Genomic DNA, 11,828 nt, shown 5'->3' with positions numbered 1-11,828 from the left:
CTGGGCCCCCGCAACGCGGCTCCGCCGCGTTGGTCCTCAATCGCCGGACGGGCTGAATGGTGCCGGGCCGGCTGGATGGTGCCGGGCCGGGCTGGAGGGTGCGGGCCGGGCTGAATGGTGTCGGGCCGCGCTGGTCTTTCGCGCTTGCGCTGAAATCCGGCGCGGGCGCGAAAATCAAGCCCGTCCGGCGATTGAGGACGAGCGGCGGAGCCGCGATAAGCGGGGTCTGGGGCGCAGCCCCAGGGGCGGGGTCCGGGGGCGGAGCCCCGGGGAACGGTGGAAGGGTGGGACCGGGGCACCCTCCATACTCGGCGGGTGACGGCATACGCATACGACGCACTGATCCTCGCCGGAGGCGAAGCCCGGCGCCTCGGCGGGGCGGACAAACCCGCCGTACGGATCGGCGGCCGATCCCTCCTCGACCGGGTCATGACCGCCTGCGCCGGCGCCCGCACCACCGTCGTCGTCGGGCCACGCCGCCCCACCACCCGCCCCGTCACATGGACACGTGAACAACCCCCCGGCGCGGGCCCGCTCGCGGCCCTCGCGGAGGGCCTGCGGCACACGAGCGCCGACGTCGTGCTCGTGCTCTCCGCCGATCTGCCTTTCCTCGACCGGGACACGGTCAATGCCCTGGCGGCGACCTCAGCGGACGCGGAAGGCGCGCTGCTCACCGACCCCGACGGCCGGGACCAGCCCCTCGTCGCCGCGTACCGCGCGGAGCCCCTGCGCCGCGAGCTCGCCCTGCTCGCCGCCGAGCACGGCACCCTCACCGGGCTCCCGCTGCGGCTGCTGACCGGTGAGCTGTCGCTGGCGCGGCTGCACCACCCCACCGCGTCGTTCGACTGCGACACCTGGGAGGACATCGACACGGCCCGCGCGCGGATCAGGGACGATGGGACCGTGCTGGATGAATGGATCGCCGCGGTATCGGCCGAACTGGGCATCGAACTGGACGTCGACAGGGCCGCCCTGCTCGACCTCGCCAGGGACGCCGCGCACGGAGTCGCCCGCCCCGCCGCGCCTCTGACGACGTTTCTGGTCGGGTACGCGGCCGCGCTGCGCGGCGGTGGCCCGGAGGCCGTCGCCGAGGCGTCGCGCGTGGCCGCCGCGCTGGCGGCCCGCTGGGCCGAGGAGGGTGGCGAGCGCTTGTGAACGACCGCGACGGCGACGCCCTCGACCGTGCCACCGACGAGGCCCTGGCCCTGCTCGCGGCGGACCGCGGCGAGGAACCCCCGGCAGCGGCAGCAGCGCCGGAGGCCAAGCCCAGCCAGCAACAAGCCTTTTTCCCGTTCGAGGACGATCCCTTCACCACCCCCGTCCGCGGCGAAGTGCCGTCATTGGACGTACCGTTCGAAGGTGTGCGCTTCTACGATCTGCAGCACAAGGGCGACCCCCGGCGGGTCCCCTGGGCCGTCGCCCGGGACATCGCCGCCCACGCTGCGCAGATCCTCGCCCCCGAGCAGTGCGTCCTGACGGACGCCCTCGGCCGTACGCTCGCGGATCCGCTCACCGCGCTCACGGACCTGCCGTCGTTCGACACGTCGGCCATGGACGGCTGGGCCGTGGCCGGGCCGGGGCCGTGGCGGCTGCCGGTGGACGGCGAGGGCGTCCTCGCGGGGCACGGCGAGGCCGCGTCGCTGCGCGACGGGCATGCCGTCCGGATCGCGACCGGCGCGCGCGTACCGCCCGACGCCACCGCGGTGCTGCGCAGCGAGCACGGCACCGTGACGGAGCAGGGCGAGCTGCACGCCAACCGCAGGGTCACGCAGGGCCAGGACATCCGGCCGCGCGGCCAGGAGTGCGGCCAGGGCGATGAACTCCTGCCCGCCGGCACCGTCGTCACCCCGGCCGTGCTCGGCCTGGCGGCGGCCTGCGGCTATGACGAACTGCGCATCACCGCCCGCCCCCGCGTCGACGTCCTCGTGCTCGGCGATGAGCTGCTGCACGGCGGCCTGCCGCACGACGGCCGTATCCGCGACGCGCTCGGGCCGATGCTCCCGCCCTGGCTGTGCGCGCTCGGCGCGCAGGCGACCGTCACGCAGGGACTGGGCGACGACGCCGAGGCGCTGTACGACGCGCTCGCCGCGTCGACGGCCGACCTCGTGATCACCACGGGCGGCACCGCCGACGGCCCCCGCGACCACCTGCACTCCGCGCTGGAGCGGCTCGGCGGCGAGCTGCTCGTCGACGGTGTCGCCGTACGCCCCGGGCACCCGATGCTGCTGGCCCGCCTGGCCCCCGGGCGCCATCTGGTCGGGCTGCCGGGCAATCCGCTGGCCGCCGTCGCGGGGCTGCTGACGCTGGCGGTGCCGGTGCTCGACGCGCTGTCGGGCCGCTGCGGGCGGGCCCTGGAACGGGCGGTGCTCACCGGGCCCGTACCGGGCCACCCGGCCGACACCCGTCTCGTGCCGGTGGTCCGGCACGGCGGCGGCGCGCGGCCGCTGCGCTTCCACGGCCCGGCGATGCTGCGCGGGCTCGCCGCCGCGGACGCGCTGGCGGTGATCCCGCCGGGCGGGGACGGTTCGGGCCGGGGTGCCAGGGCCATGCTCCTCGGCCTGCCGTGGACGGCGGGCAGCCCCGGATGAAGCTGCCCGACACCGACGCGGCGGCCCGCAAGGGCCTGGTGGACCCCGAACACCGCGTCATACTGCCGCGCTTCAAGGCCGCCCATCCGCTGCGGCAGGTCGCCCGGCGCCTGATCCTCGCGCTGCTGGTCATGGCCGCCACCGTGTTCATCGTCTACGCGGACCGGGGCGGCTACCACGACAACTCCGGCAAGGAGCTGGACCTTCTCGGGTCCGTCTACTACGCGACCGTCACCCTCTCCACCACCGGTTACGGCGACATCGTCCCGTACAGCGACAGCGCCCGGCTGAGCAATGTGCTGCTCGTGACGCCGCTGCGGGTGCTGTTCCTGATCATCCTGGTCGGCACCACGCTCGAGGTCCTGACCGAACGCACCCGCGAGCAATGGCGTCTGAACAAGTGGAGATCCTCCTTGCGCGAGCACACCGTCGTCGTCGGCTTCGGCACGAAGGGACGGTCCGCCGTCCAGACCGTCAGCACCACCGGGCTGCCGAAGGAGAAGATCGTGATCGTCGACCCGGACCCCAAGGTCGTCGAGTCGGCCACCGCCCGCGGCTATGCGGGGGTCGTCGGCGACGCCACCCGCAGCGAGGTGCTGCGGCGTGCCGAGCTCCACAAGGCCCGGCAGGTCATCGTCGCCACCCAGCGCGACGACACCGCCGTCCTGGTCACCTTGACGGCCCGTCAGCTCAATCGCGGGGCGAAGATCGTGGCGGCCGTGCGGGAGGAGGAGAACGCCCCGCTGCTGCGGCAGTCGGGCGCCGACGCCGTGATCACCAGCGCGAGCGCCGCCGGGCGGCTGCTCGGCCTGTCCGTGCTCAGCCCCAGCGCCGGCACGGTCATGGAGGACCTCATCCAGCAGGGCAGCGGCCTGGACCTCGTCGAGCGGCCCGTGGTCAGGTCCGAGGTGGGTCGCGGCGTGCGCGAGACGGACGACCTGGTGGTGTCCGTACTGCGCGGGCACCGGCTGCTCGACTACGACGACCCGGAGGCGAGCCCGCTCAAGGCCACGGACCGGCTGATCACCATCGTCCGGGCCCGCCCCGTGCCGTCCAACGGCGAGTAACCGCGCGGGAGTAGCCTCGCGGCATGCATGCGATCACCATCCCCACGCCCGGCGGCCCCGAAGCGCTCGTCTGGGCCGAGGTGCCCGACCCCGAGCCGGGCCCCGGAGAGGTCCTGGTCGAGGTCGCGGCCAGTGCCGTCAACCGCGCCGATGTGATGCAGCGGCAGGGCTTCTACGACCCCCCGCCCGGCGCCCCCGCCTACCCCGGCCTGGAGTGCTCCGGCCGGATCGCCGCGCTCGGCCCCGGCGTGAGCGGCTGGGCGGTCGGCGACGAGGTGTGCGCGCTGCTGGCGGGCGGCGGTTACGCGGAGAAGGTCTGCGTCCCCGTGGGCCAGCTGCTGCCCGTCCCGGACGGCGTGGACGTCGTCACCGCCGCCGCGCTGCCCGAGGTCACCGCGACGGTGTGGTCGAACGTGTTCATGTCCGCGCACCTGCGCCCCGGCGAGACGCTGCTCGTGCACGGCGGCGGCAGCGGCATCGGCACGATGGCCGTGCAACTGGCCAAGGCGGTCGGCGCGCGCGTGGCCGTCACGGCGGGCGGCAAGGAGAAGCTCGAGTTCTGCCGGGAACTCGGCGCGGACATCCTCATCGACTACCGCGAGCAGGACTTCGTCGAGGAACTGGGCAAGGTCACCGGCGGCGTGGGGGCGGACGTCATCCTCGACATCATCGGCGCGAAGTACCTCGCGAAGAACGTCGACGCCCTCGCGGTCAACGGCCGGCTGGTCGTCATCGGCCTCCAGGGCGGGCGGAAGGCCGAACTCGACCTGGGCAAGCTGCTCGCCAAGCGGGCGGCGGTCATGGCGACCGCGCTGCGCTCGCGCCCGCTCGCGGAGAAGACCACCATCGTGGCGGCCGTGCGCGAGCACGTCTGGCCGCTGATCTCCGGCGGGAGGGTGAGGCCCGTCGTCGACCGCACCCTGCCGATGCGGGACGCCGCGGAGGCGCACCGGGTCATGGAGGCGAGCGCGCACACCGGAAAGGTGCTGCTCACGGTCTGACCGTCACCCGGCCGCCCGCGTGGACGCGCCGTCCGGACACCCCCGTGTGAGGGTGGCCGTGTGATCGGTGGAGTACGGGCGGTGTCCGTGGCCGGGCTGGCGCTGGCGGCCATGCTCGGTACGCCCTGTGCCGCTGCTGCCGAGGTGCGGCCGCCATCGATGACAGCGCCGCCGTCCCCCGCGCCCTCGGCCGACGGGGGACGGCTGGCCGGAACCGCCGCGGGCGAGGGGCGTGCGCACCCCGGCCGCGCCGAGGAGCCGTCCGACCCGTCCGACCCGGAGTCGGAAGCGGCGGACGACGGGGCGGAGGTCGTGGTGGAGCCGCACGCGCCTCCCCCGCACCCGGCGCAGCGCCCGCTGCGGCCCGCCGCCGCGCCCGCGGCCCCCGTCGAGAGCACGCCCGTCCGGTCCCCGGACCCGGTGATGCGGGTCCTGCCGCTCGGCACCGGCATGCTGCTCACCGGGCTCGGTCTCGGCTTCCTCGCGCTGCGCCTGCGACGGCGCTGAATCCCCGCCGGATTCCCGTTCCCGGAACCCCGCGCTCCCGTTCGAACAGGCGCGTACGGGGGCATCACACAAGGGGAAATCACCTGTGCGAGAGAATGGCGGCATGGATATGCCGAGGAATGAACGGTCGCAGGAGAGCCCGCACCTCCTGGTCGTGGGCCCGGACGGCATGGCTGTCGGCAACGCCATCCCCGGCGGCGCGGACGGCGACGACGAGCTGCGCGAGATTCCGGTGACGGAGATGGTGGAACAGCCCGCCAAGGTCATGCGGATCGGAAGCATGATCAAGCAGTTGCTGGAGGAGGTCCGGGCCGCTCCTCTCGACGAGGCGAGCCGGGTCCGGCTGAAGGCGATCCACCACAGCTCCATCAAGGAGCTGGAGGACGGTCTCGCACCGGAGCTCGTGGAGGAACTGGAGCGGCTGTCGCTCCCGTTCACCGACGACACGATCCCGACCGAGGCCGAACTGCGCATCGCCCAGGCCCAGTTGGTGGGCTGGCTCGAGGGTCTCTTCCACGGGATCCAGACGACGCTGTTCGCCCAGCAGATGGCGGCACGCGCTCAGCTGGAGCAGATGCGCCGCGCCCTGCCGCCCGGTATGTCGGGTGATGATGACGACGACGAGCGGCCGCACCGCGGCGAGCGGTCGGGCCCGTACCTGTAACGCCAACGCCCCGTCAAATGACCGCAGCCGAAGGCCGGTTGCCGGAAAGAATCCGGCAACCGGCCTTCGGCTGTACGGGCGTCAGCTCGGGTCGCCCGTGGAGACCGTCAGCGTCATGGTGCTGTTGGGGTCGAACGCGTCGCCCGGCATGGGGTTCTGCGTCAGCACCGTGCCCTTGCCCCAGATGTTCTCGTTCTGGTAGACGACCTTGTACTTCCAGCCCGCCTTCTGGAAGCAGTCCTTCACCGAGTCGATGTAGACGTAGGTGACGTCAGGGGCGTTCTTCTTCGACTTGTCCTCGAAGTTGGGGCGTGCGTCCGTGCAGATCTCGGGCTTCACGGTCTTGGCCGGGTCGCCGTCCTTGTGTCCGCCCCCTCCTCCGCCGGAGCCGCCGTTCGCCGGGCTCGCCGATGCCACAGCGCTGTTGCTGGGCTTGGGGTCGGCCTTGGCGTCGGACGAGTTGCCCTTGAGCGCGATGGCGGCGACCACGCCGACGACCGCGAGGACCGCGACCACCGCCGAGCCGATGATGACCGGCTTGTTGCTCTTGCCGGCCGGCGCGGGCGCGGGCTGCGTCGGTACTGGAGCCTGGTGCGCCGGCGCCGGGGCCTGGTGCGGCGGCGGGGTGGAGTAGGACGGCTGCGGGGAGGCCTGGGGCGGCGTCTGGTAGCCCTGCTGGGCGTAGCCGCCGCTGTACGGGCCCGGCTGGTAGGGCGTCTGCACGCCCTGCGGCCCCGGCATCGCCTGCTGGTCCACCGGCGGGAAGACCGCCGAGGAGACCCCGGAACCGCTGCTGGGCGGCGGTGCGGCGGCGTTGATCATCGGCGAGCCCGCGGTGTGCGCGGTGCCCGCGACGCGTGCGCACTCGTCGCGCATGGCGGCGGCGCTGGGGAAGCGCTCGTTCGGGTTCTTCTTCAGGGCGCGGGCGACCAGGGCGTCGACAGCCGGCGGGACCGAGCGGTTGATCGTGGAGGGCGCGACCGGCTCCTCCTGGACGTGCGCGTACGCGATCGCCAGCGGGGAGTCGGCGTCGAAGGGCAGCCGTCCGGTCAGCAGCTCGAAGAGCATGATGCCGACCGAGTAGAGGTCCGAGCGGGCGTCCACGCCGCGGCCCAGGGCCTGCTCGGGGGAGAGGTACTGCGGGGTGCCGACCACCATGCCGGTCTGGGTCATGGAGGTGACGCCGGACTGCATGGCACGGGCGATGCCGAAGTCCATGACCTTGACCACGTCACGCCGGGTCATCATCACGTTGCCGGGCTTGATGTCCCGGTGGACCAGGCCCATCTCATGGCTGACCTCGAGGGCCGCCAGCACATCCGCCGTGATCTTCAGCGCCTTGGCGGTGGGCATCGCGCCGTACTGCGCGACGTCCTCGTCCAGCACGGACCGCAGCGGCTTGCCCTGGATGTACTCCATGACGATGTACGGCATCGTCGAGCCGTCGATCGTGTCCTCGCCCGTGTCGAAGACCGAGACGATGTTGGTGTGCGTGAGCTTGGCCACGGCCTGCGCCTCGCGCCGGAAGCGCTCGCGGAAGGATGCTTCCCGGCCGAGTTCCGTGTGCAGTGTCTTGATCGCGACGTCGCGGTCCAGGACCGTGTCGTGGGCCAGGTGAACGGAGGCCATGCCGCCCTCGCCGAGCAGGTCGCGCAGCTGATAGCGGCCGCCGCCCACGGACCGTCCCGCGTACCGGTCCTGTGCGCCGTCCTGGCTCATGGTCCTGCTTCCCCCTTGGCGCGCTTCCAGCCCTTTTTCGGCCTGGTGATCGTGTATCCCGGCCAAGTGTGCCCGAGGGCGGGGGCACGTCAAGCCGCGTGCCCGTTCCGTGACCGGATGCGCGACAAGGTGTCACCGAATTTGCCTTGCTCGGGCCGCTGCGGGTTTGATAACCGGTCCATCCCGGACCGGAGCGCGCCGCGGAGCCTGTAGCGTTCCTTTAGGAAGCCCAAGACATAGACCGACGCATTGCCCCCACGTGAGCGGCCAAGACACGACGGCGAGGACTGATGGCACAGACGCAGAGCGCCCAGGGTCCGGGCGACCCTGACGCGAACGGGGCCGGAATGCCCGATGTGCCGGAAATGTGGGGTAACGGCGGCCTGGTCGGCGACGGCCGTTACCGTCTCACCCACCGGCTCGGCCGGGGTGGCATGGCGGAGGTGTTCGCCGCCGAGGACATGCGCCTCGGCCGCACCGTCGCGGTCAAGCTGCTCCGCTCGGACCTGGCCGAGGACCCGGTCTCCAAGGCGCGCTTCACCCGCGAGGCCCAGTCGGTGGCGGGCCTGAACCACCATGCCGTGGTCGCCGTCTACGACTCCGGCGAGGATGTCGTCGGCCGTAACACCGTGCCGTACATCGTCATGGAGCTGGTCGAGGGCCGCACCATCCGCGACCTGCTGCTCAATACCGAGGCACCGCCGCCCGAGCAGGCGCTGATCATCGTCTCCGGGGTGCTGGACGCGCTGGCCTACAGCCACCAGCACGGCATCGTGCACCGCGACATCAAGCCCGCGAACGTGATCATCACCAACACGGGCGCGGTCAAGGTCATGGACTTCGGCATCGCCCGTGCCCTGCACGGCGCGCAGTCGACCATGACCCAGACCGGCATGGTCATGGGCACCCCCCAGTACCTCTCGCCCGAGCAGGCCCTCGGCAAGACCGTCGACGCCCGCTCGGACCTCTACGCCACCGGCTGTCTGCTCTACGAACTGCTGTCGCTGCGCCCGCCGTTCACCGGCGAGACCCCGCTTTCGGTCGTCTATCAGCATGTTCAGGACAATCCTGTGCCGCCGTCCCAGGTGCTCGGGAGCGTGCCGCCGGAGCTGGACGGGCTGGTCATGCGCTCGCTGGCCAAGGACCCGGACGACCGGTTCCAGAGCGCGGAGGAGATGCGCGGGCTGGTCCAGTACAGCCTGCAGATGCTCCAGGACGCGGGCAGCCACACCGGCGCGTGGAACACGGGCCCGGTCGAGCACGCCACCGCCGCCACCATGGCGCTGGGCGGTGTGGGCATGGCGTCCACCACGGCCATGCCGCACCCGCAGCACGGCAACACCTCGCCGCAGCGGATCCTGCCGCCGGGCATCGGCGGCCCCGGTGACGACGACTACGGCCACGGCGGCCGCGGTTCGGGCGGTGGCGGCGGCCGGGGCAAGCTGTGGCTGGTCGCCGCGCTCGCGGTGATCGCGGTCGCGGTCGGCGTCGCGCTGGTCATGCTGCCGGGCAAGAAGACAAGCGGCGAGGCCGACACCAAGACGACGCCGAGCAGCACGCCGTCCGCGAGCACGAGCCCCAGCGCGAGCCAGTCGCCGGAGAGCCGTCGCAGCCACCGGGCGCCCGATCCCAACGAGGGGAACGGCGACAGTACGGGCAGCGACGACAACGAGCCGTCCTACGAGCCGACCCGGGGGCACCACTCGAAGGGCCCGACCACGGACCCGACGACCATCCCGCCGACGGTTCCGCCGACGCACGACCCGACGGTGCCGCCGCCGACCACCAAGCCCACGGACGACCCGAAGCCCCCGAAGCCGTCGGGCAACACCACCACGGGCAACGGCGAGGGCCAGACCGGCTAATCGGTGAACGCGTCGCGTACGGACTCGTACGCGCGCGTCCACCACACCGACAGCGCCGCCGACGCCGGGAAACCGGGGTCGGCGCGGTCGTCGTTGAGCTGGTAGCGCCAGCGCAGCATCCAGAAGTCGTTGAGCCGTTCCCACCACACCCGGTGCACGGCCGCGGCGAGTTCGTCCGCGCTCGCGCCGGCCGCCCGGCGGTAGGCGCGGGCGTACGGGCGTATCTTCGCGAGGTCGAGCGTGCCGTCGGGGCGCAGGAAGAAGATCACGGCGGCCCGTACGGCCTCCTCCGCGCGCGGCTGGACGCCCAGCCGGTCCCAGTCGATGATCGCGGCGGGCTCGGCGCCCCGGTAGAGCAGGTTGAGCGGGTGGAAGTCGCCGTGCACCCAGCCGTGGGCGGGGGTGGCCGCGGCGGTGGGGCGGCGGTGCGCGTGGTGCTCCAGCAGGGCCCGGCGCTCGGTCAGGCGGTGCTCGGCGAGTTCGTCGAAGGCGTCGCGGGGGTGCCGGCGGCGGATGATCGCCAGCAGTTCCTCGATGAGGGCGTAGGTGTCCTCGGGGTCGGCCGCCGAGGTGTCCTGGGCGTGGCCCTCGGGGCCCTCCATGACCTCTTCCAGGCTGATGTGCACCTTGCCGAGCAGTGCGCCCAGGCGGCGCGACTGCGCGGCCGTCAGCTCGCCGCCGTCGCGGTGGCGGCCGTCGATCCAGGGGTGCAGGGCGTAGCAGCGTCCCCCGATGACGGTGACGGTCGAGCCGTCGGAGCCCGCGACGGGCGGGGCGACGGGCAGGCCGAGGAGGCCGAGGCGCAGGGTGACGGCGTGCTGGCGGGCGATGGCGGCGCGGTCGCCGTCGAGGTGGTGCTTGAGGAAGAAGCGCCCGCGCGTGGTGGACAGCCGGTAGCCGCGGTTCAGCAGCCCCTCGGTCAGCGGTTCGCAGCTGACCGGTTCGCCCGCGTGCCGGTAGCTGCGCAGCAGGGTGCGCAGCGTGCCGTCGGGGGGTGGGGCAGGTGGGACATCTGAGCGCGGCACGTCCCAAATGTTAGTTCACGAAGAGTGTGCGCCCTGTCGCACGGGTACACCTTCGAGGTGGTGCAGCTTCATGAACTGCGGTGCTATGCACACGTATTCGGGATCGAAGGGCTCCTTGTCCGCGGTGCGCGGAGCCGGGCCGAAGGCCGCGAGCGCGGCGGGGCAGGGGGTGAAGATGCGGGCGGTGCCGACGAATTGGGCGGCCCAGACGTCCTCGTCGCCCTCCTCGCGTCCGCCGAAGTTGTCGGCCTCGTAGGCGACGACGGTGCCGTCGCAGGCCTGCGCGTAGCCGGTGGCGGCGGGCAGTCGCACCACGATCGTCCCGTCCGTCACGATGTGGCGGGTGGGAATGACGAAGGGCAGCGCGTTCAGGCTCATGGAGAGCCGGCCGTAGGGCTGGCCCGCGAGCACTTCGAGCGCCCGCTGTTCGTCGGAGGACATGGGCACTACTCTGCCCTGTCACCTTCCGGGCACGCAGAGGCACCCGTCCCTTCGGGCCGGGACGTTGGTCCCTGGTGTCGCACGCGGTTTCAGTCCCGCCGCTCGGCCTGCATGCGGGCGACGTAGGCCGCGGCCTGCGAGCGGCGCTCCATGCCCAGCTTGGAGAGCAGGCTGGAGACATAGTTCTTGATCGTCTTCTCGGCGAGGTGCAGCCGCTCGCCGATGGCGCGGTTGGTCAGGCCCTCGCCGATCAGGTCCAGGATCCGGCGTTCCTGGTCGGTCAGGGAGGCGAGCCGGCTGTCGCCCTTGGCGCCCTTCCCGTCGCGCAGCCGCTCCAGAACGCGGGCGGTCGCGACCGGGTCGAGCAGGGATTTCCCGGCGGCCACATCCCGCACGGCGGAAAGCAGTTCGTTGCCGCGAATGGCCTTGAGGACGTAGCCGGACGCACCCGCCATGATCGCGTCGAACAGGGCCTCGTCATCCGCGAACGAGGTGAGCATCAGGCATTTGACGGATTCGTTCTGCGCACGGATCTCACGGCATACTTCGACACCACTGCCATCCGGAAGGCGAACGTCCAGTACGGCGACGTCGGGCCGGGTGGCCGGAATGCGCACGAGGGCATCCGCCGCGGTACCGGCCTCGCCGACGACCTCGATGTCCTCCTCCACGGAGAGCATCTCGTGGACGCCGCGCCGTACGACTTCATGGTCGTCAAGCAGAAATACCGTGATTTTTCCTTGTTCGCGCACAGAGCCAGTCTCACACATCAAGTCTTCCCCTGCTCTTGTCCTCCGGGATAACGTGCGGTCGTTCCGGAGGCGGCTCGCAAGGCTGTGACCAGTACTGCTTGCGTTCCTTTCTAGATTTACTTGGAAATCCAAGCAAAATCGCAGGTCAGAGGGGTTTCGCAGGAATGCCGGGTACTGGGTAACGTGCTTATTGCAGGCC

At 72.1% G+C, this 11,828-nt stretch carries 11 protein-coding genes; 7 read left to right on the top strand and 4 right to left on the bottom strand.

From position 1 onward, the window contains the following. Nucleotides 1-276 precede the first annotated feature (276 nt). The 6 genes from ACV530_RS14540 (at nt 277) to ACV530_RS14515 (ending at nt 5,827) form a co-directional block, all read left to right on the top strand. Complete coding sequence (locus ACV530_RS14540; protein ID WP_494332836.1) at nt 277-1,155, top strand: NTP transferase domain-containing protein; 879 nt, start codon at nt 277-279, stop codon at nt 1,153-1,155. Next, nucleotides 1,152-2,588: a molybdopterin molybdotransferase MoeA gene (locus ACV530_RS14535; RefSeq protein WP_494332835.1), complete on the top strand. Its 1,437-nt coding sequence runs from the start codon at nt 1,152-1,154 to the stop codon at nt 2,586-2,588. Before ACV530_RS14540 ends, ACV530_RS14535 begins: the two co-directional genes overlap by 4 nt. Continuing rightward, a complete protein-coding gene (locus tag ACV530_RS14530; RefSeq protein ID WP_494332834.1) occupies nt 2,585-3,655 on the top strand; it encodes a potassium channel family protein in 1,071 nt (356 codons plus the stop codon). Before ACV530_RS14535 ends, ACV530_RS14530 begins: the two co-directional genes overlap by 4 nt. A 23-nt stretch (nt 3,656-3,678) precedes the next feature. Continuing rightward, nucleotides 3,679-4,656, top strand: coding sequence for an NAD(P)H-quinone oxidoreductase (locus ACV530_RS14525; RefSeq protein WP_494332833.1), 978 nt, complete (start codon nt 3,679-3,681; stop codon nt 4,654-4,656). A 60-nt stretch (nt 4,657-4,716) separates the two neighbouring features. Continuing rightward, nucleotides 4,717-5,163, top strand: coding sequence for a hypothetical protein (locus ACV530_RS14520; protein ID WP_494332832.1), 447 nt, complete (start codon nt 4,717-4,719; stop codon nt 5,161-5,163). Nucleotides 5,164-5,266: 103 nt separating this feature from the next. After that, the gene (locus tag ACV530_RS14515) at nt 5,267-5,827 is read left to right on the top strand and encodes a bacterial proteasome activator family protein (RefSeq protein WP_494332831.1); all 561 of its coding nucleotides are present in this window, start codon (nt 5,267-5,269) and stop codon (nt 5,825-5,827) included. A gap of 81 nt (nt 5,828-5,908) precedes the next feature. Here ACV530_RS14515 and ACV530_RS14510 read toward each other — a convergent pair whose 3' ends face one another. Further along, nucleotides 5,909-7,546, bottom strand: a complete 1,638-nt coding sequence (locus ACV530_RS14510) for a protein kinase domain-containing protein (protein ID WP_494332830.1) — start codon at nt 7,544-7,546, stop codon at nt 5,909-5,911. A gap of 290 nt (nt 7,547-7,836) precedes the next feature. Between ACV530_RS14510 and ACV530_RS14505 the strand changes: the two genes are divergently transcribed. After that, nucleotides 7,837-9,411: a protein kinase domain-containing protein gene (locus ACV530_RS14505; protein ID WP_494332829.1), complete on the top strand. Its 1,575-nt coding sequence runs from the start codon at nt 7,837-7,839 to the stop codon at nt 9,409-9,411. Here the strand turns inward: ACV530_RS14505 and ACV530_RS14500 are convergent. From ACV530_RS14500 to ACV530_RS14490, 3 genes are all read right to left on the bottom strand, one after another. After that, nucleotides 9,408-10,436, bottom strand: coding sequence for a phosphotransferase (locus tag ACV530_RS14500; protein ID WP_494332828.1), 1,029 nt, complete (start codon nt 10,434-10,436; stop codon nt 9,408-9,410). The genes ACV530_RS14505 and ACV530_RS14500 overlap by 4 nt on opposite strands. 15 nt (nt 10,437-10,451) lie before the next feature. Continuing rightward, nucleotides 10,452-10,877 carry a pyridoxamine 5'-phosphate oxidase family protein gene (locus tag ACV530_RS14495; protein WP_494332827.1) on the bottom strand — a complete coding sequence of 142 codons (426 nt, stop codon included), beginning with the start codon at nt 10,875-10,877 and terminating at the stop codon, nt 10,452-10,454. Between the two features lie 89 nt (nt 10,878-10,966). After that, nucleotides 10,967-11,629 carry a response regulator gene (locus ACV530_RS14490; RefSeq protein WP_494332826.1) on the bottom strand — a complete coding sequence of 221 codons (663 nt, stop codon included), beginning with the start codon at nt 11,627-11,629 and terminating at the stop codon, nt 10,967-10,969. Nucleotides 11,630-11,828 lie beyond the last annotated feature (199 nt).

It is taken from the genome of Streptomyces sp. SX-6, from assembly GCF_059089585.1.
The sequence above is the reverse complement of the archived record's forward strand: the minus strand, read 5'-3'. Positions and strand labels throughout refer to the sequence as shown.

Bases quoted from the DNA above. Each gene is read 5' to 3' on its own strand.
- ACV530_RS14510 (WP_494332830.1), bottom strand. From the start codon at position 7,546: ATGAGCCAGGACGGCGCACAGGACCGGTACGCGGGACGGTCCGTGGGC.
- ACV530_RS14505 (WP_494332829.1), top strand. From the start codon at position 7,837: ATGGCACAGACGCAGAGCGCCCAGGGTCCGGGCGACCCTGACGCGAAC.
- ACV530_RS14530 (WP_494332834.1), top strand. From the start codon at position 2,585: ATGAAGCTGCCCGACACCGACGCGGCGGCCCGCAAGGGCCTGGTGGAC.
- ACV530_RS14495 (WP_494332827.1), bottom strand. From the start codon at position 10,877: ATGTCCTCCGACGAACAGCGGGCGCTCGAAGTGCTCGCGGGCCAGCCC.
- ACV530_RS14525 (WP_494332833.1), top strand. From the start codon at position 3,679: ATGCATGCGATCACCATCCCCACGCCCGGCGGCCCCGAAGCGCTCGTC.
- ACV530_RS14515 (WP_494332831.1), top strand. From the start codon at position 5,267: ATGGATATGCCGAGGAATGAACGGTCGCAGGAGAGCCCGCACCTCCTG.